The organism is Ruegeria sp. BE3, assembly GCF_056538865.1.
In genome coordinates this window covers 19350-35330 of record NZ_JBQFTW010000014.1, presented here as the reverse complement: position 1 = coordinate 35330, position 15981 = coordinate 19350, and the positions used below count along the sequence as shown (strand labels likewise).

At 57.6% G+C, this 15981-nt stretch carries 17 protein-coding genes; 8 read left to right on the top strand and 9 right to left on the bottom strand.

Going from position 1 to position 15981, the window contains the following annotated elements; genetic code table 11:
* Window positions 1-12 precede the first annotated feature (12 nt).
* From ACR0AZ_RS20120 to ACR0AZ_RS20110, 3 genes are read left to right on the top strand one after another with little or no spacing between them, the layout of a single operon-like run.
* Complete coding sequence (locus ACR0AZ_RS20120) at window positions 13-1095, top strand: ABC transporter permease (protein ID WP_480468834.1); 1083 nt, start codon at window positions 13-15, stop codon at window positions 1093-1095.
* Window position 1096: 1 nt separating this feature from the next.
* Entirely contained in the window at window positions 1097-2017 is a 921-nt protein-coding gene (locus ACR0AZ_RS20115) for an ABC transporter permease (RefSeq protein ID WP_480468833.1), read from the top strand.
* A gap of 31 nt (window positions 2018-2048) precedes the next feature.
* The gene (locus tag ACR0AZ_RS20110) at window positions 2049-3122 is read left to right on the top strand and encodes a BMP family ABC transporter substrate-binding protein (protein WP_480468832.1); all 1074 of its coding nucleotides are present in this window, start codon (window positions 2049-2051) and stop codon (window positions 3120-3122) included.
* Between the two features lie 156 nt (window positions 3123-3278).
* On the opposite strand, the gene ACR0AZ_RS20105 is transcribed toward ACR0AZ_RS20110, so the two are convergent.
* The 4 genes from ACR0AZ_RS20105 to ACR0AZ_RS20090 are packed head-to-tail and all read right to left on the bottom strand — an operon-like array spanning window position 3279 to window position 5327.
* On the bottom strand, window positions 3279-3455 hold the full coding sequence (locus ACR0AZ_RS20105; protein ID WP_480471872.1) for a hypothetical protein: 177 nt from the start codon (window positions 3453-3455) through the stop codon (window positions 3279-3281).
* Between the two features lie 8 nt (window positions 3456-3463).
* Entirely contained in the window at window positions 3464-3637 is a 174-nt protein-coding gene (locus ACR0AZ_RS20100) for a hypothetical protein (protein WP_480468831.1), read from the bottom strand.
* Between the two features lie 55 nt (window positions 3638-3692).
* Window positions 3693-4925, bottom strand: coding sequence for an HlyD family secretion protein (locus tag ACR0AZ_RS20095; protein ID WP_480468830.1), 1233 nt, complete (start codon window positions 4923-4925; stop codon window positions 3693-3695).
* Between the two features lie 3 nt (window positions 4926-4928).
* Complete coding sequence (locus ACR0AZ_RS20090; RefSeq protein WP_480668128.1) at window positions 4929-5327, bottom strand: hypothetical protein; 399 nt, start codon at window positions 5325-5327, stop codon at window positions 4929-4931.
* A gap of 176 nt (window positions 5328-5503) precedes the next feature.
* Here ACR0AZ_RS20090 and ACR0AZ_RS20085 point away from each other — a divergent pair, with 176 nt between their 5' ends.
* The 4 genes from ACR0AZ_RS20085 (at window position 5504) to ACR0AZ_RS20070 (ending at window position 8145) form a co-directional block, all read left to right on the top strand.
* Window positions 5504-6571 (top strand): NAD(P)/FAD-dependent oxidoreductase, encoded by a 1068-nt coding sequence (locus tag ACR0AZ_RS20085; protein WP_480668127.1) that lies wholly within the window; start codon window positions 5504-5506, stop codon window positions 6569-6571.
* The gene (locus ACR0AZ_RS20080; protein WP_480668126.1) at window positions 6568-7221 is read left to right on the top strand and encodes a DUF938 domain-containing protein; all 654 of its coding nucleotides are present in this window, start codon (window positions 6568-6570) and stop codon (window positions 7219-7221) included. Before ACR0AZ_RS20085 ends, ACR0AZ_RS20080 begins: the two co-directional genes overlap by 4 nt.
* Window positions 7222-7292: 71 nt before the next feature.
* Window positions 7293-7631 carry a carboxymuconolactone decarboxylase family protein gene (locus ACR0AZ_RS20075; protein ID WP_480656893.1) on the top strand — a complete coding sequence of 113 codons (339 nt, stop codon included), beginning with the start codon at window positions 7293-7295 and terminating at the stop codon, window positions 7629-7631.
* Window positions 7632-7713: 82 nt separating this feature from the next.
* The gene (locus ACR0AZ_RS20070; RefSeq protein WP_480668125.1) at window positions 7714-8145 is read left to right on the top strand and encodes an EF-hand domain-containing protein; all 432 of its coding nucleotides are present in this window, start codon (window positions 7714-7716) and stop codon (window positions 8143-8145) included.
* 36 nt (window positions 8146-8181) lie between these two features.
* On the opposite strand, the gene ACR0AZ_RS20065 is transcribed toward ACR0AZ_RS20070, so the two are convergent.
* The 4 genes from ACR0AZ_RS20065 to ACR0AZ_RS20050 all read right to left on the bottom strand — a co-directional run bounded on the left by ACR0AZ_RS20065 (window position 8182) and on the right by ACR0AZ_RS20050 (window position 14653).
* Window positions 8182-10689: a GcvT family protein gene (locus tag ACR0AZ_RS20065; protein WP_480668124.1), complete on the bottom strand. Its 2508-nt coding sequence runs from the start codon at window positions 10687-10689 to the stop codon at window positions 8182-8184.
* 139 nt (window positions 10690-10828) lie between these two features.
* Window positions 10829-12157: a cupredoxin domain-containing protein gene (locus ACR0AZ_RS20060; protein WP_480668123.1), complete on the bottom strand. Its 1329-nt coding sequence runs from the start codon at window positions 12155-12157 to the stop codon at window positions 10829-10831.
* A gap of 86 nt (window positions 12158-12243) precedes the next feature.
* Window positions 12244-13641: an FAD-binding oxidoreductase gene (locus ACR0AZ_RS20055; RefSeq protein WP_480668122.1), complete on the bottom strand. Its 1398-nt coding sequence runs from the start codon at window positions 13639-13641 to the stop codon at window positions 12244-12246.
* A 25-nt stretch (window positions 13642-13666) separates the two neighbouring features.
* Window positions 13667-14653, bottom strand: coding sequence for a 2-hydroxyacid dehydrogenase (locus ACR0AZ_RS20050; RefSeq protein WP_480485047.1), 987 nt, complete (start codon window positions 14651-14653; stop codon window positions 13667-13669).
* Between the two features lie 172 nt (window positions 14654-14825).
* Between ACR0AZ_RS20050 and ACR0AZ_RS20045 the strand changes: the two genes are divergently transcribed.
* Window positions 14826-15314: an SH3 domain-containing protein gene (locus ACR0AZ_RS20045; RefSeq protein ID WP_480668121.1), complete on the top strand. Its 489-nt coding sequence runs from the start codon at window positions 14826-14828 to the stop codon at window positions 15312-15314.
* Here ACR0AZ_RS20045 and ACR0AZ_RS20040 read toward each other — a convergent pair whose 3' ends face one another.
* Complete coding sequence (locus tag ACR0AZ_RS20040) at window positions 15315-15824, bottom strand: ferritin (RefSeq protein ID WP_480468821.1); 510 nt, start codon at window positions 15822-15824, stop codon at window positions 15315-15317.
* Window positions 15825-15981 lie beyond the last annotated feature (157 nt).

The window sequence follows — 15981 nt, the reverse complement described above, 5'->3', positions numbered from 1 at the left end:
GGGTATGAGCAGATGATTGTGTTGGAGAAACGGCCTCAGCCGTCCAAGGCGTGGTCTTATTCCACCCCATTGGTCGCGGTGCTGGCAACGATGGTTTTTGGCGGCATCCTGTTCGCCATTCTGGGCAAGAACCCGGTCGAGGCCATCGGCACCATTTTCTGGGAACCGCTGTTTGGTGAGTTCGCGTTCTATTACCGCCCGCAATTGCTGGTTAAAGGCGCGCCGCTGGTGCTGATCGCCATCGGTCTGTCACTGGGCTTCCGCGCCGGTATTTGGAATATCGGGGCCGAGGGGCAGTACATCATGGGTGCCATCTTTGGCGCCGGTGCTGGTCTGGCCTTCTACCCTCTGGATGCGTTCTACATCTTTCCGATCATGGTGATTGCGGGCGCGTTTGGCGGCTGGCTGTGGGCGATGATCCCGGCCTTCCTGAAGGTGCGCTTTGGTACCAACGAAATCCTTGTGTCGCTGATGCTGGTCTATGTGGCCGAGCAGATGCTGGCCTCGGTTTCGCTGGGTCTGTTGAAAAATCCCGAAGGGTTCGGTTTTCCGGGCTCGCGTAATCTGCAGTCCTATGACAGCGCTCATAATGCCGAGCTGATTGCAGGATCAGGGATGCATTGGGGTGTCGTCACGGCTTTGATCGCTGTGATCTTCGCCTATGTGCTGCTGAACCGACACATGCTGGGCTTCCACATCCGCCTGACAGGCGAAGCGCCTCGGGCCGCGAAGTTTGCCGGTGTGAACCCTGCTCGCCTGATCCTGTTCTGTTTGGGTCTGTCCGGCGCTCTCGCTGGTCTGGCGGGGATGTTTGAAGTCTCGGGCCCCTCTGGCGTGGTCAGCATCGACTTTAACGTCGGCTATGGCTTTACCGCGATTATCGTGGCCTTCCTGGGCCGCCTGCACCCGGTGGGCATCCTGCTGGCTGGTGGGCTGATGGCGCTGACCTATATCGGCGGTGAAATCGCGCAGTCGCAGCTGGGTCTGCCTGCCGCTGCCATTCAGGTGTTTCAGGGCATGCTTCTGTTCTTCCTGCTGGCTTTCGATCTTCTGACAAACTACCGCATCCGTGCGGCCCGTAGCGAGGTAGCGTAATATGGACCTTGGTGAAATTAACCCCGTCCTTCTGGTCGCCTCGCTGATGGTGGCCGCAACCCCCCTGCTGCTGGCCGCGATCGGAGAGCTGGTCGTCGAAAAGGCAGGCGTCCTGAACCTCGGCGTCGAAGGCATGATGATCGTCGGCGCAATCAGCGGCTTTGCGATCTCGGTCGAAACCGGCTCACCCTGGTTGGGCTTTATCGCGGCTGCCATAGGCGGTGCGGTTCTGTCGCTACTGTTCGTATTGCTGACGCAGGTGGCATTGGCCAACCAAGTGGCAAGTGGCCTTGCCTTGACCCTCTTCGGCCTCGGCTTCAGCGCCCTGATGGGCCAGAGCTATGTGGGCGTCAAACCCCCGGACATGGCCGATATCCACATCCCATTGATCAGCGATATCCCGGTGATCGGCCCGATCCTGTTCCAGCATGACCCAATCCTCTATGTCGGCATCGCGTTGACGGCGGCCGTTTGGGCCACGCTGAAATACACCCGTGTCGGTCTGATCCTGCGCGCGGTGGGTGAAAACCACGATGCGGCACACGCGCTTGGATACAAAGTCATCAAAATCCGCATCATGGCGATCCTGTTCGGTGGCGCTTGCGCGGGCCTTGGTGGGGCTTACATCAGCCTGATCCGCGTCCCTCAATGGACCGAAGGTATGACCGCCGGCGTTGGTTGGATCGCTCTTGCGCTGGTGGTCTTCGCCAGCTGGAAACCATGGCGGGCCTTGCTGGGCGCCTATTTGTTCGGCGGCATCACCGTGTTGCAGCTTAATTTACAGGCAGCGGGCGTTGCCATTCCTGTCGAGTATCTGGCAATGTCGCCCTATATCATCACGATCCTTGTGCTTGTGATCCTTTCGGCCGACAAGAGCAGCGCACCTGCCGCATTGGGCCGGACCTTCCATGCCTCACACTAGGGGCTAACTAAACCAACTTGGGGAGTAACACATGAAATTCACTACACTTCTGGCAAGCGCCGCCATGGCGCTGGGTCTGGCCTCGGGGGCCATGGCTCAAGACAAGACCAAGGTCGGTTTCGTCTATGTCGGCCCGGTGGGCGACGGCGGTTGGACCTATGAACATAACAAGGGCCGCTTGGCCGTAGAGGAAGAGTTTGGCGACAAGGTTGAAACCGTCTTCGTCGAATCCGTTCCCGAAGGTCCGGACGCCGAACGCGTGATGACCCAGATGGCACTGGAAGGCGCTGATCTGATCTTCACCACATCGTTTGGTTACATGGACCCGACGATCAACGTGGCCAAGAAATTCCCGAACGTGAAGTTCGAGCACGCGACCGGTTACAAGACCGCCGACAACGTCTCGGTCTACTCGGCCCGTTTCTACGAAGGTCGCGCCGTTCAGGGCCATATCGCAGGCAAGATGACCAAGTCGAACATCATCGGTTACATCGGTTCCTACCCGATCCCCGAAGTGATCCGCGGCATCAACTCGGCCTATATCCACGCCAAGAAGGTGAACCCGGATGTCGAGTTCAAGATCGTCTGGGCCTACACCTGGTTCGACCCAGCGAAAGAGGCTGATGCCGCCACCGTTCTGATCGAACAGGGCGCGGACGTGATCCTGCAACACACCGACTCGACCGCGCCACAGGCGGCTGCGCAAGAGGCGGGCAACGTCGTTACCTTCGGTCAGGCCTCGGACATGAGCGAATACGCTCCGTTCCCGCGCGTCAGCTCGATCATCGACAACTGGGCGCCTTACTACATCGCGCGCACCCAAGCGGTGATGGATGGCTCGTGGGAGACCGTGAACACATGGGACGGCATCCGCGAAGGCATGGTTGAGATCGGCGAGATTTCAGATGCGGTTCCCGCCGACGTCAAGGAAGAAGCGCTGGCGATGAAAGCCTCCATGGCTGCGGGTGAGTACCACCCCTTCACCGGACCGCTGAAAAAGCAGGATGGCAGCGACTGGCTGGCTGAGGGCGAAGTGGCCGATGACGGCACACTTGCGGGCATGAACTTCTACGTCGAAGGGCTGGAAGGCGAAATTCCACAGTAAGATGAAATTCCGCAGTAAGATCGAGACAAGCTGACTAACCAAAGGCCCGCACATCAGGCGGGCCTTTTTTTGATACAGATTACCGGATCACCCTGCGTGATCAAAAGCGGCGCGAAGCAGCGGGCGGTATTCGGGCAAGGCCAGATTCGACAAGTCTCAGGCTTGCTGCAAGCTGAACCACTCAAGATGCGAGTGTTCATGGTTGTTGATAACGGGAGCCCCGCCCTGCCATTTCTGGACCAGAAAAAACCGGTAAACCGGCGGCGTTTCAGCATTGACCCCGGTATCGACGATTTGATCGAAATAGCGGGGTTCGATGGGTGAAATGGCGATTTCCTCGTTCAGTTCACGGATAAGAGCCTGCTCAGGCGTTTCTCCGATTTCGATTTTTCACCAACGAAATCCCAGCAATTCGGATAGGACGCCCGAAAATGCGCGCGCCGCCCGAGCAGCACTTTTTCGTCCTGCATGATAATGGCGCACGCATATTCGGAAGAGCGGTTGGGACCGGTCATGTAGCTTACCTGAATGCCTTGTCTCAGCAAAAAGCTGGAACCGGTTTATTCCCGCTCAATGCCCGCTCAGAACCAGCGTGTTCACTGGCATCAGTATCAAGCGCAACCGCAGGCCCGCTGCATGAACGACGCCAATCGTATCCACCACATGCAGGAATGACTTTTTCCAGAAACCCAGATCCTCATGCTCTAACCGTTCGTGATTGTCGGTATAGACATTCGCCAGACAATTGCTGCCCGGTGGTACATCGTCGGCCATGCTCTCATAGAGCGGCTCAAGATAGACAAGGATCGAGCCTGGGTTGGTGTTGTTCTGCACGTCCCGCAGCTCATCCGTGGGGCGGATCTGGCCCGAGGGGATCACATCCTGCACCTCGACCACCACCACGGGGATCACGGTGAAAGGTTTGGTCATGCAGCCCAGCTCTCCGATCATGCCGGGTTTGATGACCTGCGCGGACAACTGGTTAAACGCGGCCTGAAACCGGTTGTGACCCGAGTTGGATGGCACAAGAATACCCGCAGGGCGCAGAAGCGGGCTGACATAATCGCCAACCTGCAAACCGAATTGTTCAACCCGACCACTCACGCCCGCACTGACCACGGTTTTTTCGAGTTCCGTGAGCGCCGCATCCAGCTGCGCGTTGGCGCTGGCCAGTTGCGCAGGGATCAGCTCTTCGATCTGTTGCACGACGGCTGCGCGCTGCGAGACCGCTGCGTTGACCTGGGCCTCGCGTTCGGCAACCAGATTTTCGAGCCGGTCGATTTCAGCCAGACGCACTGCGCTGGATCCTTCATCGCGTAGGGTTGTGTTACGCTCCAGATCCTCCAGCGCCTGATCAAGGGCGGCACGCGCGCCCGCGATCCCTGCCTCAGCCTCGGCCAGATCGGTCTGGGCCACTTTCAACGAGGCTTGAACCTGTGCGATCTGCGCATTGGCGGCCTCAACCTGAGCGGTCTGGGCGAAATCCTCGATCCGGAAGATCGGTTGACCTGCGGTGACCTGTTCATTGTTGCGCACATAAACCTCGGACACGCGCCCCCCCAGTTGCGGCAGGATCGTCACGGTGCGGAAATAGGACGCCGCAGTTTTGCTGGATGGGTGGAAGTAAAACAGCGTCGTAATCACCGTCAGCGCCAGAATGGCACAGGTCGTGAGGCCCCAGCGCAGCTCGTACCACATGGTGAACAGGGTGATCTCATGCCCGATCCGCTTGCCTTGCACAAAACGACGGAACAGATAGTCGGGAAGCACGGTAATCAGTGCGCACAGCATCGTCTCAATCATGGTTCAATGCCCCTGCACTTCTGGTTTGCTTGGTTCTGGCTCGGGCTCCGGAGCCGGCGTCTGCCCCGGTGCCAACGACCGGATCGCGTCAGCGATTGAGCGCAATGGCGCTGCAAAGTCAGGAAACTGGAAGCCAGCGACCAGTACCGCAGCAACCCAGAAGATGCCATTATGCGTGAACAGAGCCAGAAGCGCCAGAATCCCAACCAGTTGGAATTGCGGATGATTTGTCTCATGCGCCATCTTTTCCGGTATCGAATGCAGGGTAAAATACGCCACGCCGATCAGAACAACCATGGCAACGGTGAAAATCAGCATGAAGGTAAAAAGATAATCACTGCCATCTGCCTGCGTGACATAAGCGGGGATATGGCCCGTTGCCATTGGATGAAGGTTTGCCATGTCCACGTCTGTCTCCAAATCTTCTGATATGTGCACTAAAACCAGTCTGGAAGCGTGCGATCAAGTGTCCGATACCTTGAACTTGCGTCTTTTCGGGCGACGACGCCCATGCAATGGTCCGCTCAGACTCAAATACAACCCGTTCGGTTCGGGATATCCGGATCAGAAAGGCGCGAATGATCGATTTTCTAGTGATCGGAGGCGGTATTGCCGGTCTCAGCACCGCTGCACGCTTATCCGCACATGGTGAAGTAATCGTTCTCGAAGCTGAGGACGCGTTGGGCTACCATACGTCAGGCCGATCTGCCGCCCTGTTCGAACAGGAGTATGGGCCGGATTCGGTTGTGGCGCTGTCCAAAGCCAGCGCCGCCTATTTTGAGGACAACGATTATCTCACCCCGCGCGGATTGATGCTGGTAGCGGCAAAGCATCAACAGGATCAATTTGAGAAAGACGTGGCAGACCTTGGCGTTCAGCCGATAGATTTGGAGGATGCACTGCAGCGCATTCCGATCCTGAATCTTTCGACGGTGGGGTTTACCGCGCTCAGTAACAGCGCTCGGGATGTCGACACCGATCGTGTCTTGCAGGATTTCGCGCGCAGAATCCGAGCGGGCGGAGGCAAAGTCCTCACCCGTCAGAGGGTGACGCGCATTCGCAAGTCCGGACACTGGATCGTCGAGGCGCAAGATACGTTCGAGGCACGTCAGATCGTAAACGCTGCTGGCGCCTGGGTGGATGAGGTCGCGCTGATGGCGGGAATTGAGCCAATTGGGATCAGTCCACGCCGCAGATCGATGGCACGTATTCCTGCGCCTGGTGGTCACGATGTTCGCAACTGGCCCATGATGCTGGGTGTCGGGGAAAGCTGGTATGCCAAACCGGATGCAGGAAAGCTCCTGGTCTCACCTGCCGAGGCGGACCCGACCACGCCCCACGATGCCTATGCAGACGATATGGTATTGGCCGAAGGTCTGGCCCGCTATGAAGTAATGGTGACTGAGCCCGTCACACGTCTGGAAAGCAACTGGGCCGGTTTGCGCAGCTTTGCCCCGGACGGCACGCTGGTTCTGGGGCCGGACCCTGCGGATCGGTCATTCATCTGGTCTGCCGCTCAGGGCGGCTATGGCTTTCAAACAGCGCCTGGGGCTTCACAACTGGTTAGCGATCTGGTGTCAGGTTCGGCACCGGCGATTGATCCCGATGCAGTTGCGGCGCTGAAACCCGAAAGGCTCCGCCGATGAGCAAGCGTAAGTTGCCCTCGAACGCCAGCGTCGCCAACGAAGGGGATGGTGGCAGATTGGTCGCACCTGCAGCCAGTCGGAATTCCGACGTCCTGTGCGATTTGCTAGATCGCGTTGCCCCTCAATCGGGTGATGCGCTGGAGCTTGCAAGCGGAACAGGTCAGCATGTTCTTGCCTTTGCCAAGCGCCTGCCCGGCCTGAACTGGCAACCCAGTGAAATCTCAGCAGAACGCCGGGCCAGTATCAGCGCCTATTCTGCGGGATTGGCCAATGTTGCGCCTCCGGTTCATCTGGACGCGACTGTCCTTGGTTGGAGCCAGAGTTTCGACCAGAAAGACCTTATCGTTCTGATCAATCTTCTGCATCTGATCAGCTGGGCCGAGGTGACAGCTTTGGTATCCGAAGCAGCTTTGACCTTGCGACCCAAGGGGCGTCTGGTTCTTTATGGGCCTTTTATGCGCGCAGGCGCGCTGACAAGTGATGGCGACAAACGATTCCATGACGCTCTGATCCAGCAAGACCCGGATATCGGCTATAAGGACGATACCCAAATGCAGGAACTTCTGCGCGCCAACGGGCTTGAATTGCTGGAAATCGCCGAGATGCCAGCGAACAATCTTGCCTTCGTCGCAAGAAAACCGGCGAACTGATCAAGATCAAAGTCGAGTTTGCTGCTCCGCTTCATATGCTATTTTTGATATGTATGAAGAGGAGCTTTGCTATGACCTGGCAAAACGCGCTGGATGAAACCCGCAAGGGCTTGCGTAACTTGAACAGCACCATTCCTGATACCGCGCGTGCTTTTGGCGCATTGGGGAAATCGGTCAAGGAAGGCGGTACGCTGGATTATAAAACCAAGGAATTCATCGCCTTGGGCATGTCCATAGCCGTACGCTGTGAACCCTGCATTTCCCTGCACACCGAAGCTTTGATCAAGGCTGGTGCCTCACGAGAAGAAGTGTCGGATGTTTTGGCTATGGCCATCCAGATGGGGGGCGGACCGTCGATGATGTATGCCGCCAAGGCCTTGGACTGTTTCGACGAGCTGTCCGGCAGCTAACTGCGTCACCTTGTCCCTGACGGATCGAGGTCTGCTGCACGTTTCACACAGACAATGCCAGACAACGATGGAGTAAAATGAAATGAAACCAATCTTTGCCGCTCTCATCGCGGCTTTTTCAGCAGGTACCGCATTCGCCGCCAGCCATGCGGATGAGGGGCTGGAACATTTCTTCGAAAGTTGGGACCTGAACAGTGACGGGATTATCAGCCTGCCAGAGGCGACCGAGCAGCGCGAAGGCATTTTCTATATGTTCGATGCTGACGAGAATGGTGTTCTCGACACTGCAGAATATGACCTTTTCGACACAACCCGCGCCGCCGCGACTGAAACCGGAGCTGAGCGCAGCAAAGCGATGCAGGCAGTCGATACGCTGAAACGTGAATTCAACGACTCGAACCAGGACGGGCAGATCAGCCATGACGAGTTCATCACCGGAACTGACATCTGGCTGAAAGCGCTGGATCGCAACAAAGATGGGCAGGTCAGCTTGGTCGATTTCCAGCAATCCTGACAAAAAAGGCCCCGGTCAGAACCGGGGCATTTTGATTTATCCATCCTTGCGGATGACCTCATTCTTCGGATCGTAGGGGCTGTCGCAGGTAACAACTGCATCCCAAAGTTTGTCCTGCATTTTGACCTGCAGCTTGGTGCCTTCGACCGCCAGTTCGGGCTTCACATAACCCATACCGATGGATTTCTCGAAGGCGACCGAGTAACCGCCCGAAGTCAGACGGCCGACGCGCTCTCCCTCCGGCGTATAGAGCACCTCGCGACCCCACGGATCGGCATCGTCCGGGCCATCAATCAGCAGAGTGCAGCATTTCACACGCACGCCGGTCTCTTCCAGCTTGGCTTTGCCATAGAAATCTTTCGACAGATCGACAAAGCGCGGCAGGTCAGCCTCAAGCGGGGTCGCATCGCGACCGAGTTCAGTGCCGAAGGCGCGATAGGATTTCTCCTGGCGCAGCCAGTTTTGGGCGCGTGCACCGACCAGCTTCATACCGTGCTTCTCACCGGCTTTTTCCAGCAGGTCGAACAGGTAGTTCTGCATCTCGATCGGGTGGTGCAGTTCCCAACCCAGCTCACCGGTATAGGCCACACGGATCGCATTGACCGGGCACATGCCCAGTTCGATCTGACGGGCCGACAACCACGGGAAGCGCTTGTTGGACAGCGCGGTATCCGGGTCAGCGTCTTTGATGACCTCTTTCAAAACGTCGCGCGACTTGGGTCCGGCGATGGCGAAGACGCCCCACTGCGTGGTCACGTCCTGGATTTCGATGTAACCGAACTCCTCCATCTTCTCTTCGGCCGCCTTGCGCAGATAGTCGGCGTCATATTCGGTCCAGGCACCGGCGGAGACGATGTAGTAGTTGTTCTCGCCATAGCGGACGATGGTGTATTCGGTGCGGGTGGTGCCGTGCGAGGTCAGCGCGTAGGTCAGGTTGATACGACCGACCTTGGGCAGCTTGTTGCACGTAAACCAATCCAGGAACTGGGTCGCACCGGGGCCTTTGACGACATGCTTGGTGAAGGCCGACGCGTCGATCAGGCCAACGCCTTCTCGGATCGCCTTGGCTTCTTCGACGGCATACTGCCACCAGCCACCACGACGGAACGAGCGGCTTTCCTTGTCAAAATTGTCCGACGCGTCCAGCGGGCCGAAATAGTTCGGACGTTCCCAGCCGTTCACCCAGCCGAACTGAGCTCCGCGCGCCTTCTGCCTGTCATAGGCCGGAACGGTGCGCAGCGGACGGCAGGCCTCACGCTCTTCGTCGGGGTGGTGCAGGATGTAGACGTGCTCATAGCACTCTTCGTTCTTGCGCGCCGCGAATTCGGTGGTCATCCAGTTGCTGCTGTAGCGTTTGGGGTCTAGCGAGGCCATGTCGATCTCGGCTTCGCCGTCGACCATCATCTGCGCCAGATAGTAGCCGGTGCCGCCAGCAGCGGTGATGCCGAACGAGAAACCCTCGGCCAGCCACATGTTGCGCAGGCCCGGCGCCGGACCAACCAACGGGTTGCCGTCAGGAGTGTAGCAGATTGGGCCGTTGAAATCGTCCTTCAGGCCGGATTCAGCGCAGGAGGGAACGCGTTCGGCCATCGCCATGTACTGATCCGCGATCCGGTCCAGATCCAGCGGGAACAGGTCGGCGCGGAAGCTGTCCGGCACGCCATGTTCGAACTGCGCAGGAGCGCCATGTTCGTAGATACCCAGAATCCAGCCACCGCGTTCCTCACGCGCGTAGGATTCGTTGTCGGCGTCGCGCACAACGGGGTGTTCGGGGTTGCCCGCTTCGCGCCATTTGACCAGCTCGGGGTCTTTGTCCATGACGATGAAGGTGTGTTCAACCGGGATCGCAGGCATCTTGATACCCAGCATCTTGGCGGTCCGCTGTGCGTGGTTACCTGATGCAGTCACGACATGCTCGGCAGTGATCACAACCTGCTCATCTGAAGGAACGAGATTGCCACCCTTCTCGACCATCTTGGTGCAGGTAACTTCCCAATGGGTGCCGTTCCAGTGGAACGCATCGGCCTGCATCTTGCGAACAATGTCGACACCGCGCTGACGCGCACCTTTGGCCATCGCCTGAGTGACGTCGGCGGGGTTAATGTAGCCGTCCTCGGTGTGATAGATCGCGCCCTTCAGATCGCTGGTTTCGATCAGCGGCCAGCGTTCCTTGATCTGATCGGGCGTCAGCCATTCATAAGCAACGTCACATGTCTCGGCGGTGGACGCATAGAGCATGTATTCATCCATACGCTCTTGCGTCTGTGCCATGCGCAAGTTGCCCACGACAGCAAAGCCGGCGTTCAGGCCGGTTTCTTCCTCAAGCGTCTTGTAAAAGTCGACCGAGTATTTGTGGATGTGGGTTGTCGCATAGGACATGTTGAACAGCGGCAGCAGACCGGCCGCGTGCCATGTTGATCCGGACGTCAGTTCGTCCCGTTCGATCAACATCACATCGTCCCAGCCCGCTTTGGCCAGGTGATAGGCGATCGAGGTCCCGACGGCGCCGCCGCCAACGACCAGTGCTTTGACTTGGGTTTTCATAGCCGGGTGTCTCCCCTTGAATTCAGTTGACACCATATGGCGCATTTGCGCGCCCCGGCGCGACATTCATCCGACCAGTGATATAAGAAAAACGACCCACGCGATGAGCCGGGTCGTTTTTGTGTCTTATGAAGGGTCGCTATCCGCCGCCGAGAGTGCAGTGCTTGAATGCGCCCTTGGTCAGGCAATCGCTGCTTGTACCTGATCCGCCTTTGTTTACACGGACCACAGTTTCCTTGTCAGAATCGGATTTGCCAAAAGCCGACATCAAACCGCTCAGAAACCCGCCACCGGTGGCCTCGGGTTCAGCCTCCTCCGAAGCGGAATCTCCACTGAATTTGGCAAACAGCTTTCCAAAGACATTCCCGCCGCCTGTCTCAGCCTTCTGAATTTCGCCATCCAGGATATCCGCCAGCCCCTTGCGGTATCCAACCTGAACCAGGTCTTCTGACGATTCGATTCTATTTGCCGTGAGGTCGAAAGCATCGTTAGGCAAGCCATATTGGCTGGCCAGTGTGTTGGCCATCAACGAAAGCTCATCAATGTTTTCAAGCCGCAACCGCGCCAGTTCATTGCGCAGTTTGACGAATTCCTTGCGCAATGCAGCCATCTCGGCCGCCACATCGCCCTCGCGTTCCGGATCGGATTTCGACCCGTTGCCGACACCGGGCACCGGTTGACTGAGCAAAGCGTTCAATTCGTCATAATCCAACTGCTCCAGAAACCCGCGCAGCTTCGGCGCGGGCGCATCTGAATAGATTTGCAGACGGATTTCTTCCCCCAGACCAATGGTCGCCTTATAGATATCAAACCCGGGGTCAGCTTCCAAATCCGTGATCCCGGCGGTGACCATCGACCAGAATGACCGATCATCTACGGTGATCACACTGAATCTGTTTTGCGCAAACTGAAAATATGCCACGCCGCCTATGATGCCGAACGGCGTGTAATCCCGCGCACCCGTGCCCAACCCTTCCATGGACATTGCGATGTTACCAGCCAAGGTGTTGGACTTTGCGTTTGCTCTGAACCGCATCTGAAGCCAAACGGTATGAACGCCGTCTTCGTAAACTGCACTGGTGCGATCAAGCTTGATGGCCAGTTGTTCGACTTCTTGAACCGCGAGTTTCTTGGCCAGCGGTCGGGCGGCCTCGCTTATGTTATCCTGCAAAACCCCCTCGCGAGCATCACGAGCATAGTCAGCATCGGCGATAGCGCGACGGACCCAACTGTCAGCCGAAGCGGGGAGATGGCCTCTGGGTCCTTCTTTCCAACGTTTCTGCCGCTCACGCTCAATTTCTTCAGCAGCGAGTTCGGCCTGATACAAGTTGAACCGTTGATTGATGGTGTCCACATACCCGCCAAACGACAATCTGCCTTCGGTTTTCTTGTCCTGTTGGAAATAGTCCAGACCTGCAACAACTATGACGGCGATCAACAGGAATCCGATGAACCGCAATACACCCATGAATAACCTCGGAATCAAATACTGCTCTTGCCCGAACCACTCACATAAAATTGAGGCGTTGTTATGACCAACCCTCGCAAGTGGGGTCAGAGAATCTTGCCGGGATTCATGATGTTATCGGGATCCAGTGCTGATTTGATCGCGGACATGTAGCCCGTCGCTGCGCCAAGTTCCTTGACCAGATAGGGGCGTTTGCCCTGCCCGATCCCGTGCTCTCCGGTGCAGGTGCCGTCCATCGAGATCGCCAGATCGTTCAGCCAGCCGACGAAAGCTTCGGCAGCGGACACTTCTTTCGCGCTGTCCATGTCAATCAGCACCAAAGTGTGAAAGTTCCCGTCACCGACATGACCAACGATCGGAGCCTGCAAGCCAAGTTCCTTCGCCTTGTCCTGAGCCGCCGTCACGCATTCGGCCAGTCGCGAAATCGGAACGCAGACATCAGTTGAAATGCCGCTCGCCCCCGGGCGCAATTGCAGGCAGGCCCAGTACATATCGTGCCGCGCCTGCCAAAGCTTGTTGCGTTCTTCCGTCGTCGAGGTCGAGGCGAAATCCGTGCCACCGAAATCCTCGGCGATCTGACCGAAGCTGTCGGCCTGTTCCGCGGCACCACTGTCTGACCCGTGGAACTCAAGCAACAGTAGCGGGGTTTCAGGTAGGTCCAACCCGGAATAGGCATTGGCCGCACGTACAGACATCTGGTCCAGTAGTTCAATACGAGCCACAGGTATGCCGTACTGGATGGTCATCATCACCGCCTGACAAGCCGCATCCACGGTCGGGAAAGAACAACGGGCCGAGCTGATCGCCTCGGGAATGCCCTGCAGGCGCAGAGTGATCTCGGTGATGATCCCCAGTGTCCCTTCAGCCCCAATCAACAGGCGCGTCAGGTCATATCCCGCCGAAGACTTACGTGCCCTGTGGCCTGTGCGAATGACCTGCCCGTCGGGCATTACCGCCTCAAGACTCAGCACGTTATCCTTCATCGTCCCATAACGCACCGCGTTTGTACCCGAGGCTCGGGTGGCCGCCATCCCGCCCAGCGAAGCATTCGCGCCCGGATCGATAGGAAAGAATAGCCCCTGATCACGCAGATATGTGTTCAGGTCGGCACGGGTCACGCCGGGCTGCACGGTGCAATCCAGATCGCCCGCATTGACCGACAGAATTCTGTTCATCTGGCTCAGATCAACCGACACTCCACCTGCAGGCGCGTTCACATGCCCTTCAAGAGAGGTGCCCGTGCCGAACGGGATCACCGGCACCTTATGCGCGGCACAGGTTCGGACAACCTCGGCCACTTCTTCGGTGGATTGCGGAAACACTACTGCATCGGGGCTCTGGTTCTCGATCCATGTGGTTGTGTGGCCGTGCTGTTCGCGGATCGCCGCACCGGTTTGCAATCGATCCCCGAAGCGTTGCTTCAATATCCCCAACGCCGTCTCAATCCCGGCCTCGTTGCGTGGCAAAGTGGGTGCCTGCACCATCATGTTCCCCTTTCGCGCCTGAAGCTTACAGCATTGCGGGCACGACCTGATCTGGCGGGCGGTGACCATCCTCGAAGGTCTTGATGTTGATGATCACCTTCTCGCCCATCTCAATTCGCCCTTCCAGGGTTGCCGAGCCCATATGCGGCAGCAACACCACGTTGGGCAGTTGCCGCAGTCGCGGGTTCACATCGGTGCCGTGCTCATACACGTCCAATCCGGCCCCAGCGATTTCACCCGCACGGATCATGCGGGTCAGGGCGTTTTCGTCGATCACCTCGCCACGCGAGGTGTTCACGATCACCGCCGAAGGTTTCATCAGCTTCAGCCGCCGCGCGTTCATCAGGTGGAAAGTCGAAGGAGTCGATGGGCAGTTGATCGAGATGACGTCCATCCGGGCAACCATCTGATCCAGACTGTCCCAATAGGTTGCTTCAAGCTCCTGCTCGATCTCAGGGCGCAGGCGGCGGCGGTTATGGTAATGCACCTGCATCCCGAATGCGCTAGCTCGCCGGGCAACGGCCTGCCCGATCCGACCCATGCCGAGAATCCCCAGGCGGCGGCCACCGACTCGGCCGCCAAGCAAAGCTGTTGGTGCCCAGCCCTCCCAATCGCCTTTTTGCATCACGCTCAGCCCCTCCGGGATGCGGCGCGTTACAGAAAGGATCAGCGTCATCGTCATGTCCGCTGTATCATCAGTCAGCACTCCGGGCGTATTCGAGACCAGAATGCCGCGCTGCCGGGCGGTTGCCACATCGATATTGTCGACACCGGCTCCATAATTCGCAATCAGGCGCAAATTTTCGCCCGCTTGGCCCAGAATGCCTCCGTCGATTGTGTCGGTGATGGTCGGTACCAGCACATCGGCCTCTTTCACCGCCGCAACCAGCTGATCGCGTGTCATCGGCGAGTCATCGTCGCGCAACCGTACATCGAACAGTTCACTCAACCGGGTTTCCACTGCTTCGGGCAATCGTCGCGTAACGACAACACTCAGACGTTCTCTTGGCACCTCAGCCCTCCTACCGCTTTGCAAATCGCCGCGCGCCATGGCATCGTGGCGCAGGATGACACGGGGCACAAGAACCCCTTGGGCATAGACCCGAGCTTTTTTAGAAACACGGTCAACAGGCAATAAGAGCAGGCAGGCAGTGAGTGCGAGGTTTTCAGTGAAACGCCGTGTTATGACGGTGATTACCGCATTTGTTTTTGCGTTTGTCACCAACGCTGTGTCCGCGCAGGACAAACGCGGCCCGGTCACGAATCTGCCGCTGCCACGCTATGTCTCGATGAAAGCTGCCGAGGGTAATGTCCGCCGTGGCCCATCCCTGACCCACCGAATCGACTGGGTGTTCAAACGCCGCGGCATGCCGCTGCAGATCACCGCAGAATATGGAAACTGGCGGAAGGTACAGGACCGCGACGGTGCTGGAGGCTGGGTTCATTATGCCCTGCTGTCAGGGGTGCGAACAGTCCTGGTTGAATCGGACTTGCTGCCTGTCTACGCGACAGCGGACCCTAATTCAAAGGTCAACGCCCATTTCGAAACAGGCGTAGTGGCGCGGCTGGGAACCTGCACCCCCGACTGGTGCCGTATCTCTGCCGGGGGGTTTCGTGGGTGGACGCTCAAAAGCAACCTTTGGGGCGTTGATGCTGCCGAAATCCGCGAATAGCTATTCCGCAGCCTCACCCCCGCCACGCTGAGCCAGCTCCTGATCCAGAAGCAGCAGATTCCAGCGATCCGTACCTGCCGCCTTCACCTTATCGAGAATGGAGGTAAACAAGTCCTCTTCCTCGATCTGTTCGGCCAAAAACCAGTTCAGCATGTTTTGCGTGCTATATTCCTTTTCAGCCTGAGCCAATTCGAACAAAGCGTTGATCTGTCCCGTCACAGTCTGTTCCTGCGATAAGGCCTGCTCCAGCACGTCGACCGGCGACGCATAATCCGAGTGCGGTTTCGCAATCCCTTCCAACTCAATTCGCGCGCCTCGCTTGGCGACAAAATCGAAGATCCGCATCGCGTGTGTTTCCTCTTCGGCCGAATGGCCCCGGAACCAACTGGCAAATCCTGGCAAATCCTGAGCCTCGAAATAAGCCGACATTGCAAGATAGCTGTAGGAAGCGTTCAACTCATTATTGATCTGCTTGTTCAGCGCCTCGGCGACTTTTGGGTTCAGATTCATCGCGTGCTCCTTCCAACTCAGTGGCGTGTGGTTGGAAGATAGTATCAGGGATTGATATCCTCAATGGCGAGGCTTCTTATTTTATAATAATAAACAATACCTTACAATTTTCCTTCTGTAGCTGAGTTTCACCTGCAACTGCATCGGCCGTCTTATC

What these genes read in the sequence shown, in the direction of transcription:
- ACR0AZ_RS20115 (WP_480468833.1), top strand. Translation starts at nt 1,097, where the DNA reads ATGGACCTTGGTGAAATTAACCCCGTCCTTCTGGTCGCCTCGCTGATG.
- ACR0AZ_RS20065 (WP_480668124.1), bottom strand. Translation starts at nt 10,689, where the DNA reads ATGAAAACCCAAGTCAAAGCACTGGTCGTTGGCGGCGGCGCCGTCGGG.
- ACR0AZ_RS20055 (WP_480668122.1), bottom strand. Translation starts at nt 13,641, where the DNA reads ATGGTGCAGGCACCCACTTTGCCACGCAACGAGGCCGGGATTGAGACG.
- ACR0AZ_RS20100 (WP_480468831.1), bottom strand. Translation starts at nt 3,637, where the DNA reads ATGACCGGTCCCAACCGCTCTTCCGAATATGCGTGCGCCATTATCATG.
- ACR0AZ_RS20080 (WP_480668126.1), top strand. Translation starts at nt 6,568, where the DNA reads ATGAGCAAGCGTAAGTTGCCCTCGAACGCCAGCGTCGCCAACGAAGGG.
- ACR0AZ_RS20110 (WP_480468832.1), top strand. Translation starts at nt 2,049, where the DNA reads ATGAAATTCACTACACTTCTGGCAAGCGCCGCCATGGCGCTGGGTCTG.
- ACR0AZ_RS20085 (WP_480668127.1), top strand. Translation starts at nt 5,504, where the DNA reads ATGATCGATTTTCTAGTGATCGGAGGCGGTATTGCCGGTCTCAGCACC.
- ACR0AZ_RS20095 (WP_480468830.1), bottom strand. Translation starts at nt 4,925, where the DNA reads ATGATTGAGACGATGCTGTGCGCACTGATTACCGTGCTTCCCGACTAT.
- ACR0AZ_RS20045 (WP_480668121.1), top strand. Translation starts at nt 14,826, where the DNA reads ATGACGGTGATTACCGCATTTGTTTTTGCGTTTGTCACCAACGCTGTG.
- ACR0AZ_RS20070 (WP_480668125.1), top strand. Translation starts at nt 7,714, where the DNA reads ATGAAACCAATCTTTGCCGCTCTCATCGCGGCTTTTTCAGCAGGTACC.
- ACR0AZ_RS20075 (WP_480656893.1), top strand. Translation starts at nt 7,293, where the DNA reads ATGACCTGGCAAAACGCGCTGGATGAAACCCGCAAGGGCTTGCGTAAC.
- ACR0AZ_RS20120 (WP_480468834.1), top strand. Translation starts at nt 13, where the DNA reads ATGATTGTGTTGGAGAAACGGCCTCAGCCGTCCAAGGCGTGGTCTTAT.
- ACR0AZ_RS20090 (WP_480668128.1), bottom strand. Translation starts at nt 5,327, where the DNA reads ATGGCAAACCTTCATCCAATGGCAACGGGCCATATCCCCGCTTATGTC.
- ACR0AZ_RS20040 (WP_480468821.1), bottom strand. Translation starts at nt 15,824, where the DNA reads ATGAATCTGAACCCAAAAGTCGCCGAGGCGCTGAACAAGCAGATCAAT.
- ACR0AZ_RS20060 (WP_480668123.1), bottom strand. Translation starts at nt 12,157, where the DNA reads ATGGGTGTATTGCGGTTCATCGGATTCCTGTTGATCGCCGTCATAGTT.